Source organism: Alistipes sp., assembly GCF_020026455.1.
In the GTDB taxonomy this organism is placed as follows: Bacteria; Bacteroidota; Bacteroidia; order Bacteroidales; family Rikenellaceae; genus Alistipes.
Genome location: NZ_JAHHQJ010000018.1, coordinates 1 through 20,858, shown reverse-complemented (window position 1 = coordinate 20,858; position 20,858 = coordinate 1). Strand labels below are relative to the sequence as shown.

Here is a 20,858-nt window from a genome sequence, read left to right as displayed (position 1 = left end):
TTACCTCCACCATTTAATGAAAAAAATCTGTATGAGTCCGAAAATCTCCAGACGCCCCAGCAACATCAGCAGCGAATTGGAGACCTTGAACGCCGTGGGCATCGCCGAGAAATTGTCCATCGAGCCGAGCTCCCCGAATCCGGGGCCGACATTGCCCAACGAGGCCACCGACCCGGTGAAACTGGTCGTCAGATCAATGCCGAGCATCGTCCCGAAGACCGTGCCGGCGAGTATGAGCATCAGGTAGGTGACGATAAAGGTCATCACCGTGTGCAGGGCCTCGTTCTCCTGAATGACACCGTCGAGACGGATGCGGATGATGGCATTGGGGTGCTGCTGCTGCCGCAGCCGCGTGCGCATCATCTTCCCGGCCAGCACCAGACGGTTGACCTTGATACCGCCGGCCGTGGACCCGGCACAGGCGCAGACGATCGAACCGAAAATCAGCAGGATGACGGCAAACGAAGTCCACGTATTCGAATCGGCCGTGGCGAAACCCGTCGTGGTCACCACCGACACGAACTGGAACATCGCATAGCGGAACGAGGCGGTCAGCGTGGGGTAGATTTCCGCGGCGAAGAGGCTGACGGCGATCAGCACGCCGCCGGCCAACAGCACGCCGAAGTACCAGCGCGTCACCTCCGAGCGGAAGATGTTGTTGCGCCGGCCCGTCACCGTGGCGTAGATCAGTCCGAAATGGATGCCCGCCGTGGCCATCGCGAAGATCAGAATCGTGTCGATCGCCGGACTGTTGAAGTAGGCGATACTGGCGTTCTTGGTCGAGAATCCGCTCGTGGCGCAGGCCGACATGGCGTGGCACAGGGCGTCGAACCAGTTCATGCCCGCCATCTTGAGCAGCACGGTCGACAGCACAGTAAGCCCCACGTAGACCACCAGCAGGATCTGCACGATGATCTGCGAACGGTAGCGGTAGTTATCCTTGGCCATCGTCGAAAGTTCCACGTTGGAGAGCGTCATCTTGCTGCGCCCCATCGACGGCAGGACCACCAGTGCGAACATCACCACGCCCATACCGCCGATCCACGTCGACGACATACGCCAGAACTGCAATCCGCGGGGCAGGGCCTCGACATCATTCAGGATCGTCGATCCGGTGGTCGTAAGCCCCGAGACGCTTTCGAACCAGGCGTTGACCAGCGAGAACTCCCCGCCCCAGATCAGATAGGGGAACATCGACACGACGCAGGCCACGAGCCACGCCCCGACGACGATGCAGAACCCCTCCTTGTTGGTAATCTGCTCGCGCTTGCCCACGAAGATCAGCGGGAAGGCGCCCAGCAGGGCCGTAAGCAGCGAAGAGAGCAGCAGGGGATAGAATGCCGAATCCATGCCGCTCAGGTAGGAGATTCCCGCCGAGAGCAGCATGAACATCGCGAAGAAGAGCATCACGACCCCGATATAGCGTAAAACCACGTCTACCCGCATAAGCGCATCAGGATTTGGTCTGTTTGGAAATGTTGATCAGCGTCTCGATCTTCTCCTTGAGTTCGAGCACCTCGTCCTTGAAGTCGCCCTTCACGGCGAAGGGCACGCGGAACGAGAGCCAGTCGCCCAGTCCCTTGTTCATCCGCTCGATGGGCGTCACGCAGTAGACCGACATGAAGTAAAAGAGCATCAGCACGATGGCGATCATCACGGCCAGCGAGATCAGCACGGGCGTCACGGCGCGGTAGGCGTTTTTCTTCATCTGCTCGGCGCGCGGAACCAGCGAACTCTGCGTCGAGGTCATGTAACTCTTGATGGCGGCCGTAAGGCGGCCGTAAAGAGCCTGGTACTCTTCGCTGTACCACTTGCCGCCCAGCGAATCGGGACGCAGGCCCACCGGCTCATCGGCACGGGCTACACCCCCGAAAGCCAGGTAGTTGTCCGTCACGAGGCGCAGCTCGGTTGTGGCGAAGGCCAGCGAATCGAGGAACGACTTCTCGAGGGCCTCGTTCTGGGCCACGAGCAACGTGTTTTCGAGCCGCTCCATGCTCTTGCGGCAAAGGCTGTCGCAGGATCTGTCGCCGAAAACCGAAAGGCGGATCAACGCGATATTCTGCTCATGTGCAGCATCGAGCATCTCCTTGGCCAGCTCGATATTCCGCTTGTTGGCCTTGAGAATCTCGCCCGTATCCCGACTCAAATGGCTCAATTCGAGAAACGAGACCATACCCGAAAAAAACAGCAGGCAGACGATGCTCAGAAAAGCGACCGTCACCCGTTTGCGCAAACCCGTCATAGCTTTTTAAATTTCCATTCCTGCAAATATAGTGATTAATCCAGAATTTCCCCCAACAAATCGTGAGTTTCATCCATCGCGCCGAGTTTCACGCGGCAGAGGGCATTGACCTTCGAACGGTCGTAGGGGACTTTCACCCGGCGGTAGTTGCCCGTAAAACCGAACATCATGCCTTCGCGGCGCGTGCTTTCGAAGAGCACCATATCCTCCGTGCCTTCGGCCCGGGCGCAGAAGGCCCCGTGCAGCCGTCCGCAGAGACCCTCCAGTTCGGCGACGCGCTGCGTGGCGACCGACGGATGCACCTTGTCGGGCAGATCGACGGCCGGGGTCCCCGGACGCTCCGAGAAGGGAAAGATATGCAGGAAAGCGGGGTTGAGCCCCTCCAGAAAATCGTACGTCGCCCGAAAATCGGCCTCCGTCTCGCCCGGGAAGCCGACGATCACGTCGATGCCGATGAAGGCGTCGGGCATCAGCCGCCTCACGGCCGCGATCCGCTCGGCGAAGCGCGCCGTGGTGTAGCGGCGGCGCATCAGGCCCAGAATCCGGTCCGAACCGCTCTGGAGCGGGATGTGGAAGTGGTGCATGAATTTCGGCGACGCGGCGCAAAAGGCGATGATTTCGTCGGTCAGCAGGTTCGGCTCGATCGACGAAATGCGGTAGCGTTCGATTCCTTCGACCCGGTCGAGCGCCCGCAGCAGGTCGATGAAGCGCTCTCCCGTCGTACGGCCGAAATCCCCCGTGTTGACGCCCGTCAGGACGATCTCCTTCTGGCCCCCGGCAGCGATCTGCTGCGCCTCGGCCACCAGGTCGGCAACGGGCATGTTGCGGCTCGAACCGCGGGCATAGTGGATCGTGCAGTAGGAACAGCAGTAGTCGCAGCCGTCCTGCACCTTGAGGAAGGCGCGCGTGCGGTCACCGCTCGAAAAGGCCGCGAAGAACGACGTGAGCGAATCGGTTTCGCAACTGTAGACCTGCGCCCGGCCCTTGCCCGTCAGTTCAACCACCCGTTTAAATAATGCTCCCTTATCGTTGTTGCTCAGCACAATGTCGACCCCCTCTATGGCGGCCACCTCCTGCGGTTTGAGCTGCGCATAGCAGCCCGTCACGGCGATGATCGCCGCAGGATTGCGGCGGTGGAGTTTGCGGATCAGGTTGCGGCATTTCTTGTCGGCATGCTCCGTGACGGAGCAGCTGTTGACGACGCAAATATCGGCCTCGGCCGTGGGCGCGACGCGCACGAAACCGCCGCGCTCGAATTCGCGGGCGAGGGTCGAGGATTCCGAGAAATTGAGCTTGCAGCCCAAGGTATGAAAATTGACTCTGCGAGGTTGCATGGATTCGTGTTTTTCCGGCACGAAATTACGAAAACTGCGCGAAAGGAGGAGGCTTTTCCGATAAAAAAGCGTAAATTTGCACTCAATTACAGGAACAGATGGGATTTTTCAGCGACCTGATCCAATACGGCTACCTTTCGAACGCGCTCGCAGCGTGTGTGCTTTCGGGCATAACGTGCGGGGTGATCGGAACCTATGTCGTCTGCCGCCGCATGGTGTTCCTCGCGGGCGGCATCACCCATGCCTCGTTCGGCGGGCTGGGCATCGCTTTCTGGATGGGGGTCAACCCGATCGCCGGGGCGATGATCTTCGCCGTGTTCTCGGCTCTGGGCATCGAATGGGCCGGCAGCCGGGGGCGCATCCGCGAGGATTCGGCCGTCGGCATCATCTGGTCCGTCGGCATGGCCGTCGGCGCACTTTTCATGAGCCTCCGCCCGGGCTACACCTCGGGCGACCTGTCGGCCTACCTCTTCGGCAGCATCGTGACCGTAACCGACAGCGACGTGGCGGCCCTCGCCGCACTGACGGCACTGATCCTCATCGGAGCGCTGCTGTGGCTCCGCCCGGTGATGTACACGGCTTTCGACCGCGATTTCGCCCGCAGCCGGGGTATTCCCACGCGCGTGATCTCCTATCTGATGGCCGCGCTGATGGCGGTGACCATCGTGCTCTCGATCCGCATCATGGGCATCGTGCTGCTGATCTCGCTCGTGACGATGCCCGTGGTGATCGTCAACACGCTCTCGCGCTCATACCGCACCATTGCCCTCACGGCACCCCTCGTGGCTGTCGCGGGCAACGTCGCAGGGCTTGTCGCCAGCTACAATTTCGAGGTTCCGCCCGGCGCCGCCATAATATTTACCCTCACTCTTACGCTTATAACGGTAAAACTGCTATCTTTGCGTAGCAAAAAACTGCGATCCGCCGCATGAAAACCATTCACAGACTCGTTCTGAAATCCTACCTCGGCCCGATGGTCCTCACGTTCTTCATCGTCATGTTCGTACTGATGATGAACATCGTGTGGCGCTACATCGACGAGCTGGTGGGCAAGGGACTGAGCGCCGGCATCATCATCGAACTGATGACCTATTTCATGGCCAACATGATCCCGATGGGATTGCCGCTCTCGATGTTGCTGGCGGCGATCATGACCATGGGCAACCTGGGCGAAAACTACGAACTGCTGGCCATGAAATCGGCGGGCATGTCGCTGGTTCAGATCACCAAGCCGCTGATCGTCCTGGTGAGCCTGGTCGCCGTCGGCAGTTTCTTCATCGGCAACAACCTCGTGCCGAACGCCAACAAGAAGCTCTTCAGCACCCTCTACGACATCCGACAACAGAAACAGGCCCTCGAATTCCAGGACGGGCTGTTCTTCAACGGCATCGACAACATGTCGATCCGCGTGAGCCACCAGGAGCCCGACACCCACCTGCTGCACGACGTGCTGATCTACGACAACCGCGCCACCAACGGCAACATGAACACCATTGTGGCCGACTCGGGCTATATCCGCCTGTCGGACGACAAGAAATACCTGCTGGTGACGCTCTTCCACGGCGAGACCTACGAACAGACCCGCAACAGCCAGTGGTTCACCAAGAGCAGCCTGCGCCACCACACCTTCGACCTGCAGAAACAGGTGATTCCCATGTCGGGATTCGCCATGGGACGCACCGACGCCGACCTGTTCACGAGCAGCCAGACCAAGAACATCAACGAATTGCAGCACGACATCGACTCGCTGGAGATCAAGGTCAACTCCGCCACGACGACCTCCTACGAACCGCTGCTGAAAGAGCAGATTTTCGTCCGCGACAACACCGTGCTGCCGCTGCCCGACAGCCTGCAGGTGGACAAGCGGGGCTTCAGCGACCTGCTGGCGGCGGATTCGGCCCTCATGCTGCCCACGCGCGAACGCGAACGTGTCTGGAACCAGGCGAGGATGCTGGCCAAGAGTTCGCGCAACATGTTCGCGTTCGACGAATCGACAGCCAAGGAGGCGCTCAACCAGCTCTACCGCTCGAAGGTCGAGTGGCACAAGAAGATGTCGCTTCCGGTCTCGATCCTGATCTTCTTCCTGATCGGTGCGCCGCTGGGCGCCATTATCCGCAAGGGCGGTCTGGGACTTCCGGTGGTGGTGTCGGTGATCTTCTTCGTGATCTACTACATGATCAGCCTCTCGGGCGAAAAACTGGCCAAAGAGGGTAATTGGGACGCCGTCTACGGCATGTGGCTCTCGACCTTCATCCTCACGCCGATAGCCATATACCTCACCTACAAGGCCACCAACGACTCGTCGCTGCTCGACACGGAGTGGTATGCCACGAAGGCCAAGGCGCTGAGGGAAAAACTGGTTCCGAAAATCAAGAAACTGACGAAAGCAATAAAACTCAAACGAAATGGCAAAAGAGACTGTGCTCAATAGCGTAGAGGAGGTCATCGAGGACTTCCGCATCGGCAAACCCGTCATCGTCGTGGACGACGAGGAGCGCGAGAACGAGGGAGACTTCATCGTCGCGGCGGAGAAGATCACGCCCGAAATCGTGAACTTCATGCTCAAGGAGGGCCGCGGCGTGCTGTGCGCCCCGCTGTCGGAGAAACGGTGCGAAGAACTGGGTCTCAGGATGATGGAGGAGAACAACACCTCGTTGCTGGGCACTCCCTTCACCGTGACGGTCGACCTGCTGGGCAACGGCTGCACCACGGGTGTCTCGATCCACGACCGCGCCGCGACGATCCGCGCGCTGGCCGACCCCGAAACGAAAGCCTCCGACCTGGGCCGCCCGGGACATATCAATCCCCTGCGTGCGCGCGACAAGGGCGTTCTGCGCCGCCCGGGACACACCGAGGCTGCCATCGACCTGGCCCGTCTGGCCGGATTGCAGCCCGCCGGCGCGCTGATCGAGATCATGAACGAGGACGGCACGATGGCCCGCCTGCCGCAGCTGCTGGAGATCGCCGGGAAATTCGACCTGAAAATCATCTCGATCGCCTCGCTGATCGCCTACCGGCTCCGGGAGGAGTCGATCATCGAAAAGGGTGTGACGGTCCCCCTGCCCACGGAGTGGGGCGAATTTCAGATCACGCCGTTCCGCCAGAAATCCAACGGCGTGGAGCATGTGGCCCTGACGAAAGGGGAGTGGAGCGAAGGGGATCCGGTGCTGGTGCGCGTGCATTCGTCGTGCGCCACGGGCGACATCTTCGGCTCGTACCGCTGCGACTGCGGCGAGCAGCTCCACAAGGCCATGGAGATGATCAACCGCGAGGGCCGGGGTGCCGTCGTCTACCTCAATCAAGAGGGGCGCGGCATCGGGCTGTGCAACAAAATCCACGCCTACAAATTGCAGGACGAGGGTCTCGACACGGTGGACGCCAACCTCAAGCTGGGCTTCAAGGCCGACGAGCGCGACTACGGTGTGGGTGCCAGCATCATCCGCGAACTGGGCATCCGCCACATGCGGCTGATGACCAACAACCCGCTCAAGCGGGCCGGGCTGGAGGGATATGGGCTTTGCATCGACGAGATCGTGCCCATCGTCATCGCCCCGAACCCCTACAACGCACACTATCTGGAGACCAAGCAGGAGCGCATGCACCACACGCTGGGTCTGGAAAAGCGATAACGCATGAACGCCAAGGACCTTCGCATCGTATTCATGGGCACGCCCGAATTCGCCGTGCCGTCGCTGCGGGCGCTCGTCGCCGGCGGCTACAACGTCGTGGGTGTGGTGACTTCACCCGACAGACCCGCCGGACGCGGGCAGAAACTCCACCAAAGCGAGGTGAAAACCGAAGCTCTGGAACTGGGCCTCCCGATCCTGCAGCCCGAAAAGCTGAAAGCCCCGGAGTTTATCGAGGCCATCAGGGCGCTGCAGCCCGACCTGGGCATCGTGATCGCCTTCCGCATGCTCCCCGAGGTTGTCTGGGCCATGCCGCGGCTGGGAACCTTCAACCTCCACGCCTCGCTGCTGCCCCAATACCGCGGGGCTGCGCCGATCAACTGGGCGATCATCAACGGCGAGACCGAGACGGGTGTCACCACCTTCTTCCTGAACCACGAGATCGACAAGGGCTGCATCATCGGGCAGATACGGGTTCCGATTCTTGCGGAAGACAACGTCGGCACGCTCTACGACAAGCTGATGACAACCGGAACGTCGCTCGTAGTCGAAACCGTCGACCGCATTGCGGCGGGGGAGATCCGCCCCACGGAGCAGCAGCACATCGACGAGACGACGCTGCGCCCGGCACCGAAGATCTTCAAGGAGGACTGCCGGATCGATTGGGGCAAACCGGGGCGCGAGATCGTGGACTTCGTCCGCGGACTGTCGCCCTATCCGGCGGCGTGGACCGGGATGCAGCGCGAGAGCGACGGCGAGGTGTCGAGTGCCAAGATTTTTGCGGCGTCGTTCGAGCCCGGGGCCCACGGACAAAGGTGCGGCACGCTCCAAAGCGACGGAAGGACCTTCATCCGCGTGGCATGTGCCGACGGATGGATCGTCCTCGGGGAGCTGCAAATTGCGGGCAAAAAACGGCTCGCGGTGCGCGAACTGCTCCTCGGGTGGCGCGACGTACAGCAATACCGCTTCGGGGAATAGCATGGCGCGGGTCGATCCGTCCCGGATTGCAGCCAAGCGAACAGATACGACAAAAGAGGCTTCCCCGCGGGGAGGCCTCTTTCGTTTCGCACGGCGGGGGAGGCGAGGGGAGGGGTCAGACCGTTTCGCCGAGTTTCCGTCCGATCTCCTCCTTCGGAAGCGGCCTGGTGCAGAAGAACCAGTCGTAGCACCTGGCCCCTTCGGGAATCTCCTCCTGCTCGTCGCCCGTCATCGGCACAATCACCTCGTCGCCCGGACGCCAGTCGGCGGGCAGCGCGACGCCGAAGGCATCGATGGTCTGCAAACCCACCAAGACCCGCCTGATCTCGTCGATGTTGCGGCCCAGGGCCAGCGGATAGTAGATCATCGCCCGCAGCACGCCCTTCGGGTCGACGAAGAAGACGGCACGCACGGCGGCAGTCCGGCTCTCGCCGGGCTGGATCATGCCGTAGAGCGACGCCACCCGCATCGAAACGTCGTCGATGATCGGGAAGCCGACCCTCACATCCTTCATGCCCTTGTACTCGATCTTCTCGCGGATGGTCCTGAGCCATGCGATATGGCTGTTGCGGCTGTCCACCGACAGACCGACCAGTTCGCAGTTCAACGCCCGAAACTCCTCGCTACGTGCCCCGAAGGTGAGTATCTCGGTGGTGCAGATCGGGGTGAAATCGGCAGGGTGGCTGAAAAGAATCACCCATTTGCCCCGGTAATCGTCCGGAAAGCGGATCTTTCCTCTGGTGGTCATGGCCTCGAATGCCGGAACCGGCTCGCCGAGCCGCGGCATCTGCTGTTCGTTCCTTTCCATAAAGCGGAGTTTTTTAAAAGTTCATACCCGAACATGCAAAGTCGATGCCCGGCCGGAGTTCGTTCTCCGGGACCGGAGTCTTTGCCGGCCCACAATCCACCGTTTCAACACCGTATCGGTCATCAATCTACCGGACATACCCGGATGGGGGCATTGCTGCTGTGGCCGGAGCCATCACGGAATCCAAATTCTCCCGGATCGGCCTTCAGCCCAAAGTCGGAAAATCGGGAAATCGGGAAGTCAGGAACAGCAAGAATGCCCGCCCCCCAAAAAACACAGCAACGCCCGGCCGAAAAGCCGGGCGTTGCAACTCTCATTCCGCAGGATCAACGCACCTTGCGGATGATCCCTCCGCCGTGGCGGATGGCCTCCTCATTGGCCGGAAGCATCTTCCAGGCCCGCTCGGGAAGCGACTTCTTCAGACCCACCATCACGTTCTCCATCGAAACGACCGGGCGCACCTTGAGGTAACCGCCCAGAATCATCGTGTTGAAGAGTTTGGCCTGACCCATCTTCGCACACTCGGCCGTGGCGTCGATCGCATAGACTTCGATGTCCTTGCGCACGGGATGCCGCGTGATGCCGTTCGTGTCGTAGATCAGCACGCCGCCCGGCTTGACCATCGGCTCGAATTTCTCCATCGACTGCTGGTTGAGAATGATCGCCGTGTCGAATTCATGGGCGATAGGCGACGAAATCTTCCTGTCGGAAAGAATCACCGTCACATTGGCCGTGCCGCCGCGCATCTCGGGACCGTAGGAGGGCATCCACGTCACCTCGAAGTCCTGCATCACCCCCGAGTAAGCCAGAATCTTACCCATCGAGAGGACGCCCTGTCCTCCGAATCCTGCAATTATCAACGTCTCTTTCATAGCGTTACTCTTTTTTAACATCTTTAATGTCGCCCAGCGGATAGAAGGGCAGCATGTTGTCGGCAAGCCACTGGTTCGAAGCCACGGGCGAAAGTTTCCAGCCGCTGTTGCAGGTCGAGACGACCTCCACGAGCGAAAAACCGTTGCCGGCCATCGAATTCTCAAACGCCTTGCGGATCGCCTTTTTGCACTTGCGCACATTGGCCGCCGTATGCACGCTCTGCCGCGTGATGTAGGTCGCACCCTCGAGGTGGGCCATCATCTCGGCAATCTTGTAGGGATAGCCGTTCAGCCGCGGATCGCGCCCGTAGGGGGTCGTCGCGGTCTTCATGCCCACGAGGGTCGTCGGAGCCATCTGTCCGCCGGTCATGCCGTAGATCGCATTGTTGATGTAGATGGCCACGACATTCTCGCCGCGCGCCGCCGCATGGATCGACTCCGCCGTGCCGATGGCCGACAGGTCGCCGTCACCCTGATAGGTGAAGACCAGATTCTGCGGGCAAAGCCGCTTCACTCCCGTAGCGACGGCCAGCGCACGCCCGTGCGCCGCCTCGATCCAGTCGATGTCGATATAGTTGTAGGCGAACACCGAGCAGCCCACGGGCGAAATGCCCACGGTCTTCGCGCCGAGTCCCATCTCCTCGATGACCTCGGCAATGAGTTTATGCACCGTGCCGTGGCTGCAACCGGGGCAGTAGTGCATGACGTTATCGGTGATGAGTTTCGGTTTTGCGTAAACCAGATTCTCCTTTTTGATTTCAACCTCTGCCATCGTCTTCTACTTTTTAATCAGTTTGTCCTTGAGCGCGGCAAGCACTTCGTCCGGATTGAACATCATGCCGCCCTGACGCCCGTAATGCTCGACCGGAGCCATGCCGTTGACGGCCAGCCGCACGTCCTCGACCATCTGCCCGGCGTTGAGTTCCGCCGAGAGGAATCCCTTGACACCCCGTGCGGCCATCTCGGCAAGCTGCTTCTTGGGGAAAGGGTAGAGGGTGATCGGACGCAGCAGGCCGACTTTCAGCCCCTCGGCACGGGCCATTTCGACCGTCGCCGAGCAGATGCGGGCCGACGAGCCGAAAGCCACGATGACATAGTCGGCATCGTCGCACTCGATGGCTTCGTAACGCACCTCGTTCTCTTCCATGGCCTTGTATTTCTCCTGCAGCCGCTTGTTGATGACCTCCATCTTCTCCGACTGCAATTCGAGCGAGGTCACGATGTTGCGCGGCCGATCGGCCGGCTTGCCCTGCGCGGCCCACGAGCCGCATTCGGCCTTCAGTTCCTCGTCGGTCTTACGTGGACGCTGGGGCGCGAGCACCACCTTTTCCATCATCTGACCGATGGCACCGTCGGCGAGGATCAACGCCGGATTGCGGTATTTGAACGCGAGGTCGAAACCCTCGAACACCAGGTCGTGCATCTCCTGCACCGAATTGGGAGCCAGCACGATCATGTGGAAATCGCCGTGGCCGCCGCCCTTGCAGGCCTGGAAATAGTCGCCCTGCGAAGGCTGGATCGTACCCAATCCCGGGCCGCCGCGCTGGCAGTTGACGATCAGGCAGGGCAGCTCGGCGCCTGCCAGGTAGCTCAACCCCTCGGCCATCAGGCTGATGCCGGGGCTGGACGAGGAGGTCATCACCCGTTTTCCGACCGATGCGCCTCCGTAGACCATGTTGATCGAGGAGATCTCCGACTCGGCCTGCAAAACGACCATGCCCGTTGTCTCCCACGGTTTGAGTTCCATGAGGGTCTCCATCACCTCCGACTGCGGAGTGATGGGGTATCCGAAATATCCGTCGCAACCGTAGCGAATGGCCGCATGGGCGATCACTTCGTTGCCTTTCATCAGTTTCACTTCATTCTCTGCCATAGCCTACTCGAATTTTTGACGATAAACCGTAATGCAGCTATCCGGACAAATCACCGCGCAGGAGGCGCAGCCCGTGCAGGCATCGGGATTGACCATCCACGCAACGGGATACCCCTTGCTGTTGACCTCAGCCGACAAGGCCAGCACGCTGCACGGGCAGGCGGACGCACAGACCCCGCACCCCTTGCATCGCTCCTTGTCGACAACGATTGTTCCTTTGATTTTTGCCATAACGCCTGTATTGTATTGTTAAGTTGCTTACAAATATACAAAATAATCGGAGAAAACGCTTCGGAATGCAATATTTCTTTCGACAGAAACGACAAACAAAAAGCAGAAAAATCCGCATGTCCCCGAGCGAACCTCCTGCATACAAAACCGTTTGCTGTCATCGGCCATTCGGACCGGAATCTCCAGAGTATTCACCCCGCACGCCGGAACCGCGGACCCGCGCGGAACAATTCCAGCAATCCGGCCCCGGAAAGGCTCCAGAAAGGCCCCGGACCTCGCAGGATCTCCGCAGATTTTCCGCAGGCTTTCCAATGGTTCCCCCGCTGGTTCTCACGCAGACCTCCTCGCCCCTCTCGCTGGCACCCTCTCGCTGGCACCCTCTCACCGACCTCCTCACCGACCTCCTCGCTGGCCTCTCTCGCTGGTCCTCTCTCGCTGACCTCCTCGCTGGCCTCTCTCGCTGACCTCCTCGCCCCCTTTGCTGCCCCCTTGCGGGCCCTCTCGCAAAAAAAGAGCCGCCTTTTCGGGCGGCCCTGTCGGCTATTTTTCGTCGAACGAGTGGATCACCACCCCCGACCGCAGTTTGGGTTCAAACCACGTGGTCTTCGGCGGCATGATGTTACCCGTGTCGGCAATGTTGATCAGCTGCTGCATCGAGACGGGGTAGAGGGCGAAGGCCGCCTTCATCTCCCCGCTGTCCACACGGCGCTTCAGCTCGCCCAGACCGCGGATTCCGCCCACGAAGTCGATCCGCTTCGAGGTGCGCAGATCCTTGATGTCCAGGATCCGGTCCAGCACCAGGTTCGACAGCACCGTGACGTCCAGCACCCCGATCGGGTCGTTGTCGTCATAGGTGCCCGGCTTGGCCGTCAGGCTGTACCAGCGGCCATCGAGGTACATCGAGAAGTTGTGCAGTGCCGCGGGGCGGTACTCCTCCGTCCCCTTGTCCTCGACCGTGAACGACTCCTTCAGTTTCTCGAGCAGTTCCGCGGACGTCAGTCCGTTCAGATCCTTCACCACACGGTTGTAGTCGATGATGCGGAGCTGGCCCGCCGGGAAGGTCACGGCCAGGAAATAGCAGTACTCCTCGCAACCCGTGTGCTTCGGGTTATTGGCGCGGCACTCCTGTCCCACGCGCGCAGCGGCGGCCGTGCGGTGGTGTCCGTCGGCGACGTACAGCGCCGGGATGCCCGCGAAAATCTCCGTGATGCGGTCGTTGGTCTTCCGGTCGCGGATCACCCACAACTGGTGTCCGAAGCCGTCGGCGGCCGTGAAATCGTACTCCGGGGCGTTGTTCTTCACCACGTCGGCGACGATGGCGTCGATCTCGGCATGGTCGGGATAGGCGAAGAACACCGGTTCGATGTTGGCCTTCTGGTTACGGACGTGGATCATGCGGTCCTCCTCCTTGTCGGGACGCGTCAGCTCGTGCTTCTTGATCGCCCCCGAGAGATAGTCCTCGAAATGGCAGCACATGGCAAGGCCGTACTGCGTGCGTCCCTCCATCGTCTGCGCATAGATGTAATAGTACTCCTCGGGGTCTTGCTGCAGCCAGCCCTCGGACTGCCAGCGGCGGAAATTCTCGACCGCACGGTCGTAGACGGGCTGCGAATGCTCGTCGGCAATGGGGTCGAAGTCGATTTCGGGCTTGATGATGTGCAGCAGCGAACGCTCTGTGGCTTCGGCCTTCGCCTCGGCGGAGTTGAGTACGTCGTAAGGGCGCGAAGCCACCTCGGAAGCATACTCCTTCGGGGGACGGACAGCGCGGAAAGGTTTGATTCTAACCATAATGCATCGGTTGTTTTTAAGGTGGAAAAGGCGGGCCGTCATATGATTGATATGCGCACCCGCCTTTTCTCACGGTTGGTTTCTATTTATTGACCTGGAAACGGGTGTTGCCGTTTTTCAGGAAATCAACGATTTGATTGGCTGCCGCGAGTCCCGCGTTGACATTGGCCTCGGCGGTCTCGGCGCCCATCTTCTTCGCCGTGGCGAACACCCGCTTGCCGAACTTCTCGTCCAGCTCGGCCTGATTGCCGGCGGCAATGTCGGTGATGTATTTCAGGTCCTCGCGCTCGGTCATGGCACGCACGATGCCCTGCTCATCGATCACCTCCTTGCGGGCGGTGTTGACCAGCATCGCGCCCTTGGGCATCGACATCATCAGGTCGTAGCCGATCGAGCCTTTCGTCTCCGCCGTGGCGGGAATGTGCAGCGAAAGGAAGTCGGAAACCCGATACAGTTCCTCGACCGTCGCCACTTTCTTCACACCGTCGGCCTCGAAGAGCGCATCGTCGGTGATGAACGGATCGTAGGCGACGACATTCATGCCCAGGGCCTTGCCTTTGCGGCCTACCAGCCGGCCGACGTTGCCGTAGGCATGGATACCGAGGGTTTTGCCCTGGAGTTCCGCGCCCGTGCCCGGCGTGAAGCGGTTGCGCGACATGAAAATCATCATGGCCAGAGCCAGTTCGGCCACGGCATTGGAATTCTGCCCCGGGGTGTTCATCACCACGATGCCGCGCGCCGAAGCCGCCCCGAGGTCCACATTGTCGTAACCCGCGCCGGCGCGGACCACGATCTTCAGGTTTTTCGCTGCGGCGATGACCTCGGCGGTCACCTTGTCGCTGCGGACAATCAGTGCATCGACGTCGGCCACGGCTTCGAGCAGCTGGCTCTTGTCGGTGTATTTTTCGAGCAGCACCAGTTCGTATCCGGCCTCCTCGACGATCCTGCGGATTCCGTCCACTGCCTTTTTGGCGAAGGGCTTCTCCGTTGCAACCAGTATCTTCATAGTTTCGATCAATGAAGTGAAACAAATATCCTGTTCTTTTTTTGTATCCCGCATCAGCGGGACGATGGTCGGACACATCGGCGCTATTTCTTATGCGCCTCGGCGAACTCCTGCATGCAGGCCACCAGTGCCTCGACACTCTCCTTCGGCAGGGCGTTGTAGCACGATGCGCGGAAGCCGCCCACCAGACGGTGCCCCTTGATGCCGACCATGCCGCGGCTCTTGGCAAACTCCAGGAACTCGGGAGCCAGCTCCTCGTAGCCTTCGGCCATCACGAAGCAGATGTTCATCAGCGAACGGTCCTCCTTCTCGACCGTACCGCGGAAGAGCGGGTTGCGGTCGATCTCGGCGTAGAGCAACTCGGCCTTCTCCTGATTGCGGCGGTAGATTTCGTCGACGCCGCCGATCGACTTGAGCCATTTCAGGGTCTCCTTCAGGATGTAGATCGGGAACACGGGAGGCGTGTTGAACATCGAGTTGTTCTCGACATGGGTGCGCAGCGACATCATCGTCGGCAGGTCGCGGACGATGCGCTCCAGCATGTCCTCGCGGATGATGGCGAACGCCACGCCCGCGGGAGCCAGGTTCTTCTGCGCGCCGCCGTAGATCATGGCGTATTTCGAAACGTCCACCGGACGCGAAAGGATGTCGGAAGACATGTCGGCGATCAGGGGCACGGGCGACGAGAGATCCTCGTGGTACTCCGTACCGTAGATCGTATTATTGGAGGTGATATGTACATAGTCCAGATCGGCCGGAATGGCAAATCCCTTGGGAATGTAGGTGAAGTTGCGGTCCTCGGACGAAGCCAGCACTTCCACTTCGCCGTAACGTTTCGCCTCCTTGATGGCCTTTTTGGCCCAGACACCCGTATTCACATAACCGGCCTTCCTGCCCAGGAAGTTGGCGGGAATTTCATAAAAATAGGTACTCGCACCGCCTCCCAGGTAGATGATCTTGTAGTTGTCGGGAATGTGAAGCAATTCGCGGAAAAGAACGTCGGCCTCAGCCATCACGTCGTCGAAATCCTTCGTCCGGTGCGAGATCGAAAGCAGCGAAAGACCCGATCCGTTGAAATCGAGGATTGCCTTGGCTGCATTTTCGATGACCACGTCTGCCAGAATGGAAGGTCCCGCATTGAAATTGTGCTTTTTCATAATTCGTATGTGATTTGAATGATCTGACTTCTGTCTGTTAGTTTGCTAACACAAATATAAATAAAAAAAATCCAGTAATCCAAAGATATCCGAATATTTTTCTATCCGCAGGAAAAATGAGCCCCATTTCGGGTTGTTTTTGCGCCTTTCCCCGGGGATAAAACCCCGCCCGGACCGGCCCCGGACCGGCAAAATGCAAAATCAAGAGGTCCCGCACCCGACTCGGCCGATCCTCGCGCCGCCCGAACCGGCCCCGCCCGGCAAAATACAAGTAAACTTGTTTTTGCGCTCGGCTTTTTGTATCTTTGTCCGAAAATTACAAGTTTCCGTACACAATGATAAAATCAATGACCGGCTTCGGCAAAGGTGAGGCCGTACTCCGGAATAAGAAAATCACGGTCGAGATCCGTTCGCTGAATTCCAAGCAGTTGGACCTATCGCTGCGCCTCCCGGCCGTCTACCGGCAGTCGGAATACGAAATCCGCAACCTGATCGCCCGCACGATCCAGCGGGGCAAGGTCGACGTCTTCGTCTCGGTCGAGTCGCAGTCCGTCGAGACTCCGGCGCGCATCAACCGCGAGGTGTTCCGCGAATACCTCCGCCAGATGAACGACACGCTTGCGTTCTCGGGCATCGACGCCGACTACGACGCCATCCTGCCCGTGATCATGCGCCTGCCGGATGTCGTGGCTACCGAGGCCGAAGCCATCTCCGAGGAGGAACACGCCGGGCTGATCGCAGCCGTGGAAGAGGCCTCCGCCCAACTCGACGCCTTCCGGGTGCAGGAGGGAGCCATCCTGATCGCTGACCTCTTGCGCCGCGTGGAGCTGATCGAGCAGTACCGCGAGGAGGTCGTACCCTTCGAGCAGGCCCGCACGGAGACAATCAAGGCCCGCATCCTGGACAACCTCTCGAAGCTGGCCGTCGATGTGGACCACAACCGCCTGGAGCAGGAGATGATCTTCTACCTGGAGAAGCTCGACATCACCGAGGAGAAGGTGCGCCTCACCAACCACTGCAACTACTTCCGGGAGGTGGCCTCTTCGGAGGAGGGCGCAGGCCGCAAGCTGGGCTTCATCGCACAGGAGATGGGCCGCGAGATCAACACGATGGGATCGAAGGCCAACGAGCCGAACATCCAGATTCTCGTCGTCAGAATGAAGGACGAACTGGAGAAGATCAAGGAACAGGTACTGAACATTCTGTAAGGCCCGGGGCCACGGAGTGTCCGATTCCCGCCTCAACGGAAGTCGCATTCCCCGCGCCCCGGTCGCCTTGGACCGCACCTCCTGCCGCCCAAGGCGCCATTTGCAGACAGGGCCGCGCCAGCCCTTCTCCCGAAGGAAAAGACAGTCAGCCGCGCCAAGACTCGTAGCAGGTTGAACTCAATGACAATGATGAATTTTGAAATTTTATGGGTAAGGTAATCATATTCTCGGCCCCGAGCGGCTCGGGCAAAACCACCATCGTCCGCCGGTTGCTGGAGCGCTATCCGCAGTTCGAATTTTCCATCTCGGCGACCAGCCGCGCCCCCCGCGGCCAGGAGCGCGACGGGGTGGACTATCACTTCCTCTCGCACGAGGAGTTCATGCAGGCCGTGGCCGACAACCGCTTCGTGGAGTGGGAGGAGGTCTACAAGGGAACCTGCTACGGCACGCTGCGTTCGGAGGTTGAGCGCATCTGGGCCAAGGGCCATGTGATCGTCTTCGACGTCGACGTGATCGGCGGCATCAACCTCAAGCGCATCTTCGGCGACGACGCCTGCTCGGTATTCATCATGCCGCCCTCGATCGAGGAGCTGCGCCGACGGCTCGTCGCACGCGGAACGGACGCCCCGGAGGTGATCGACCGCCGCGTGGCCAAGGCCGAATTCGAACTGACGAAAGCTCCGGAATTCGACCACGTGGTGGTCAACGACTGCCTCGACGAGGCCGTGAGCCGGACGTGCGGCATCCTCGACCCATTCATCGCGCGGTAGGATGAAACGGGTCATGCTCTATTTCGGGTCGTTCAACCCCGTGCACAAAGGCCATATCGCGCTGGCGGAATATGTCGTCGAGCAGGGTCTCTGCGACGAGGCCGTGTTGGTCGTTTCGCCCCAAAGCCCCTACAAACAACCCTCGGAACTGGCGCCCGAAATGGCCCGTTTCGAAATGGCCGAGATCGCCTGCGGCGCTTCGAAATACCCGGAGCGCATCAAACCTTCGGTCGTGGAGTTTCTGCTTCCGAAACCCTCATACACAATAGATACCCTGCGTTACCTCGAGGAAAACTTCGGGTCGGACATGCAGTTCTCGATCCTGATGGGCAGCGACCAGATAGCGCGCCTGGCGGGATGGAAGGAGTACGAACAGATCCTCGAATACCCGATCTACGTCTACCCGCGGCGCGGAGAACCGGCAGACGGATTCGAAGGGCGCATCACACTGCTGGCGGACGCTCCGCTGCAGGAGTTCGCCTCGACGGACGTGCGCAACCGCATCGGGCGGGGCGAGGATGTCGGCGCCATGCTCGACGAGGAGGTCATCGCCTACATCCGCCGCAAGGGGCTTTGGAGCCCCGCGACGCGCATCGCGGCCCTCGGGGCTCAGATCGCCGCCGACCCCGGGAACACGGCGCTCTATGTCGAGCGCGGAAAGCTCCATTACCGAATGGGGGCATGGGGCCCGGCGCTCAACGACTTCAACGCGGCGCTGCGCATCGACGACACGCACGTCGAAGCCAAGGAGTTCGCCCGAATGGTGCAGGAGATTCTGGAATTCCGATACAAAGATATATACAACCCCTGAAATGACACGTTTGAAGATAGCCCTCCTGGCAGGCGGTGATTCGCCCGAACGGGACATCGCCCTTCAGAGCGCCGCCCAGATCGAGGCGGCCCTCGACCACACGAAATACGACATCACGGTCGTCGACCTCCACGGCCGCGACTGGCACCACACGGGCCCCGACGGGCGGCAGTGGCAGGTGGACAAGAATGATTTTTCGATCACCGTCGACGGCGTGCACAAGGCGTTCGACTATGCGCTGATCCTCATCCACGGCACCCCCGGCGAGGACGGCAGGCTCCAAGGCTATCTCGACATGATGGGCGTTCCCTATTCGTCGTGCTCGATGGCCTCGTCGGTCATCACCTTCGACAAGATCACCACCAAACGCACGCTTGCAGGGCGTGTCAACCTGGCCCGCGAGGTCTTCCTGCGCCGCGGCGAAGCGTTCGACCCGGCGAGGATCGTCGCGCAACTGGGAATGCCCCTGTTTGTGAAGCCGAACGCCAACGGATCGTCGTTCGGCGTGACGAAAGTACACATCCCGGAGGAGCTTCCGGCGGCCATCGAAGCGGCTTTTGCCCAGGGCGACGAAATCCTGATCGAAGAGTGCATCACGGGCCGCGAAATGGGCTGCGGCATGCTCGTCGCCGGCGGCAGGGAGTATGTTTTTCCGATCACGGAAATCGTCCCGAAGAAAGATTTCTTCGACTACGAAGCCAAGTACACCGCAGGCTGTTCGGAGGAGATCACCCCGGCGGAGATCGCTCCCGGGGTGCAGGCCGAGTTGCACCGCATGACCCGCGAGGCCTACCGCATCTGCCGCTGCTCGGGCGTCGTGCGTGTAGACTTCATCGTCACCCCCTCGGGCGTGCCCTATTTCATCGAGCTGAACTCGATCCCCGGCATGAGCGGGGGAAGCATCGTCCCCAAACAGGTCCGCGAAATGGGCATGTCGCTCGGGGAGCTCTACGACATCATCATCGCCGACACCTGCCGCCAATGATCGAGATAGACGACAAAATCGTAAGCGCCGACCTGCTGCGCGAATGTTTTGCCTGCGACATCGCGCAGTGCAAGGGCATCTGCTGCGTCGAAGGCAACGCCGGCGCGCCGCTCGAAGCCCACGAGGTGGAGATCCTCGAGCGCGAATACCCCAATTACAAGCCCTATATGACGGCTGAGGGCATCGAGTCCGTCGAGCGTCAGGGATTCATGGTCGTGGACGAGGACGGCGATCTGACCACGCCGCTGGTGGACGACGCCCAGTGTGCCTATACCTACACGGAAAACGGAGTGACGCTCTGCGCCATCGAAAAAGCGTGGGCCGAAGGCAAAACCCCGTTCCGCAAGCCTATTTCGTGCCATCTCTATCCGATCCGCGTGATGCGTTTCTCGAACGGCACGGTGGGGCTCAACTACCACCGCTGGTCGGTGTGTTCCCCGGCCCGCCGCTGCGGCGCCCAACTGGGTATCCCGGTCTACAAAGCCCTCCGGGAGCCGATCATCCGCCGCTTCGGCGAGGATTTCTACAAGGCGCTGGAAGCCGCCGCACAACTGATCAGACAACAATAAAAGAAGAGACCATGAAACAATACATTCTTACCTGCATCGCCCTCTCGATGGTCTTCACCGCGATGGCGCGCAAACCCAAACACTCCCGGACGGCAGCGGTTGCCTCGCGCGAAGTCGCCGCGGCCGATTCGCTGCGCCTGGTGGCATCACGTCAGGCAGCAGTGATCGACTCGCTGCAGAGCATCGTCCTCACGGCCGACTGCTCGGACGAAGAGATCCTGCCCGCCAAGCCCGCAGCGGTCATCGACCCGGAGCAGGCCGCGGCCGATTCCGTGGCGGCACTCCGTCTCCGTCTCCAGCCCACGAAGATCGAGTCCATTTTCGACTCCAACGGCCTGACCGTGCTCGACACCCTCGCCACGGAAAACGAAGCCGTTCAGGTGATACTCTACAGCAACAACAGCTGGAAATACATTCTCAACCGTGAGGTGGCCAAAGACAGCACGATTTTCGAAAAATACTGGGACACGACGACGCTCTTCCCCTATAAGAATGTCGACATGTCGGGAATGCCCAAATCGGTGGTGATCGACCTGGTCGACTCACTGAGCAGCTACCATTGTCCGTGTCAGGGCTCGGTGCACCCGCACGGCAAATACG

20 protein-coding genes and 1 pseudogene are annotated in these 20,858 nt (G+C 60.3%); 10 read left to right on the top strand and 11 right to left on the bottom strand.

Annotated features, from left to right (window positions below; genetic code table 11):
- From QZ460_RS09545 to mtaB, 3 genes are read right to left on the bottom strand one after another with little or no spacing between them, the layout of a single operon-like run.
- The gene (locus tag QZ460_RS09545; RefSeq protein ID WP_290541350.1) at nucleotides 1-1,446 is read right to left on the bottom strand and encodes a TrkH family potassium uptake protein; all 1,446 of its coding nucleotides are present in this window, start codon (nucleotides 1,444-1,446) and stop codon (nucleotides 1-3) included.
- Nucleotides 1,447-1,453: 7 nt separating this feature from the next.
- A complete protein-coding gene (locus tag QZ460_RS09540) occupies nucleotides 1,454-2,242 on the bottom strand; it encodes a hypothetical protein (RefSeq protein WP_290541349.1) in 789 nt (262 codons plus the stop codon).
- A gap of 35 nt (nucleotides 2,243-2,277) precedes the next feature.
- A complete protein-coding gene (gene mtaB / locus QZ460_RS09535) occupies nucleotides 2,278-3,576 on the bottom strand; it encodes a tRNA (N(6)-L-threonylcarbamoyladenosine(37)-C(2))-methylthiotransferase MtaB (RefSeq protein WP_290541348.1) in 1,299 nt (432 codons plus the stop codon).
- A gap of 98 nt (nucleotides 3,577-3,674) precedes the next feature.
- Between mtaB and QZ460_RS09530 the strand changes: the two genes are divergently transcribed.
- From QZ460_RS09530 to fmt, 4 genes are read left to right on the top strand one after another with little or no spacing between them, the layout of a single operon-like run.
- Nucleotides 3,675-4,508 (top strand): metal ABC transporter permease, encoded by an 834-nt coding sequence (locus QZ460_RS09530; protein ID WP_290541347.1) that lies wholly within the window; start codon nucleotides 3,675-3,677, stop codon nucleotides 4,506-4,508.
- Nucleotides 4,505-6,007 carry an LptF/LptG family permease gene (locus QZ460_RS09525; protein ID WP_290541346.1) on the top strand — a complete coding sequence of 501 codons (1,503 nt, stop codon included), beginning with the start codon at nucleotides 4,505-4,507 and terminating at the stop codon, nucleotides 6,005-6,007. Before QZ460_RS09530 ends, QZ460_RS09525 begins: the two co-directional genes overlap by 4 nt.
- Nucleotides 5,982-7,205, top strand: coding sequence for a bifunctional 3,4-dihydroxy-2-butanone-4-phosphate synthase/GTP cyclohydrolase II (locus QZ460_RS09520; protein ID WP_290541345.1), 1,224 nt, complete (start codon nucleotides 5,982-5,984; stop codon nucleotides 7,203-7,205). The genes QZ460_RS09525 and QZ460_RS09520 overlap by 26 nt, the downstream gene beginning before the upstream one ends.
- A gap of 3 nt (nucleotides 7,206-7,208) precedes the next feature.
- A complete protein-coding gene (gene fmt / locus QZ460_RS09515; protein ID WP_290541344.1) occupies nucleotides 7,209-8,180 on the top strand; it encodes a methionyl-tRNA formyltransferase in 972 nt (323 codons plus the stop codon).
- 115 nt (nucleotides 8,181-8,295) lie between these two features.
- On the opposite strand, the gene QZ460_RS09510 is transcribed toward fmt, so the two are convergent.
- From QZ460_RS09510 to serC, 8 genes are all read right to left on the bottom strand, one after another.
- On the bottom strand, nucleotides 8,296-8,988 hold the full coding sequence (locus tag QZ460_RS09510) for a peroxiredoxin (RefSeq protein WP_290541343.1): 693 nt from the start codon (nucleotides 8,986-8,988) through the stop codon (nucleotides 8,296-8,298).
- 326 nt (nucleotides 8,989-9,314) lie between these two features.
- The gene (locus QZ460_RS09505) at nucleotides 9,315-9,860 is read right to left on the bottom strand and encodes a 2-oxoacid:acceptor oxidoreductase family protein (RefSeq protein WP_290541342.1); all 546 of its coding nucleotides are present in this window, start codon (nucleotides 9,858-9,860) and stop codon (nucleotides 9,315-9,317) included.
- 4 nt (nucleotides 9,861-9,864) lie between these two features.
- Complete coding sequence (locus tag QZ460_RS09500) at nucleotides 9,865-10,632, bottom strand: thiamine pyrophosphate-dependent enzyme (RefSeq protein ID WP_290541341.1); 768 nt, start codon at nucleotides 10,630-10,632, stop codon at nucleotides 9,865-9,867.
- Between the two features lie 6 nt (nucleotides 10,633-10,638).
- The gene (locus tag QZ460_RS09495; RefSeq protein ID WP_290541340.1) at nucleotides 10,639-11,733 is read right to left on the bottom strand and encodes a 3-methyl-2-oxobutanoate dehydrogenase subunit VorB; all 1,095 of its coding nucleotides are present in this window, start codon (nucleotides 11,731-11,733) and stop codon (nucleotides 10,639-10,641) included.
- 3 nt (nucleotides 11,734-11,736) lie between these two features.
- Nucleotides 11,737-11,964 (bottom strand): 4Fe-4S binding protein, encoded by a 228-nt coding sequence (locus QZ460_RS09490; protein WP_290541339.1) that lies wholly within the window; start codon nucleotides 11,962-11,964, stop codon nucleotides 11,737-11,739.
- Between the two features lie 540 nt (nucleotides 11,965-12,504).
- Nucleotides 12,505-13,752: a DUF1015 domain-containing protein gene (locus QZ460_RS09485; RefSeq protein ID WP_290541338.1), complete on the bottom strand. Its 1,248-nt coding sequence runs from the start codon at nucleotides 13,750-13,752 to the stop codon at nucleotides 12,505-12,507.
- An 82-nt stretch (nucleotides 13,753-13,834) separates the two neighbouring features.
- The gene (locus QZ460_RS09480; protein WP_290541337.1) at nucleotides 13,835-14,758 is read right to left on the bottom strand and encodes a 3-phosphoglycerate dehydrogenase; all 924 of its coding nucleotides are present in this window, start codon (nucleotides 14,756-14,758) and stop codon (nucleotides 13,835-13,837) included.
- A gap of 83 nt (nucleotides 14,759-14,841) precedes the next feature.
- Nucleotides 14,842-15,915 carry a 3-phosphoserine/phosphohydroxythreonine transaminase gene (serC, locus tag QZ460_RS09475; RefSeq protein ID WP_290541336.1) on the bottom strand — a complete coding sequence of 358 codons (1,074 nt, stop codon included), beginning with the start codon at nucleotides 15,913-15,915 and terminating at the stop codon, nucleotides 14,842-14,844.
- Nucleotides 15,916-16,262: 347 nt separating this feature from the next.
- Here serC and QZ460_RS09470 point away from each other — a divergent pair, with 347 nt between their 5' ends.
- From QZ460_RS09470 to QZ460_RS09445, 6 genes and pseudogenes are all read left to right on the top strand, one after another.
- On the top strand, nucleotides 16,263-17,123 hold the full coding sequence (locus QZ460_RS09470; protein ID WP_290541389.1) for a YicC/YloC family endoribonuclease: 861 nt from the start codon (nucleotides 16,263-16,265) through the stop codon (nucleotides 17,121-17,123).
- Nucleotides 17,124-17,329: 206 nt separating this feature from the next.
- Nucleotides 17,330-17,893, top strand: coding sequence for a guanylate kinase (gene gmk / locus QZ460_RS09465; protein ID WP_290541335.1), 564 nt, complete (start codon nucleotides 17,330-17,332; stop codon nucleotides 17,891-17,893).
- Between the two features lies 1 nt (nucleotide 17,894).
- The gene (gene nadD, locus QZ460_RS09460; protein WP_290541334.1) at nucleotides 17,895-18,704 is read left to right on the top strand and encodes a nicotinate (nicotinamide) nucleotide adenylyltransferase; all 810 of its coding nucleotides are present in this window, start codon (nucleotides 17,895-17,897) and stop codon (nucleotides 18,702-18,704) included.
- Nucleotide 18,705: 1 nt separating this feature from the next.
- Complete coding sequence (locus QZ460_RS09455) at nucleotides 18,706-19,689, top strand: D-alanine--D-alanine ligase family protein (RefSeq protein ID WP_290541333.1); 984 nt, start codon at nucleotides 18,706-18,708, stop codon at nucleotides 19,687-19,689.
- On the top strand, nucleotides 19,686-20,258 hold the full coding sequence (locus QZ460_RS09450; protein ID WP_290541332.1) for a DUF3109 family protein: 573 nt from the start codon (nucleotides 19,686-19,688) through the stop codon (nucleotides 20,256-20,258). The genes QZ460_RS09455 and QZ460_RS09450 overlap by 4 nt, the downstream gene beginning before the upstream one ends.
- 11 nt (nucleotides 20,259-20,269) lie before the next feature.
- Nucleotides 20,270-20,858, top strand: a pseudogene (locus QZ460_RS09445) (metalloendopeptidase); the annotation flags it as partial.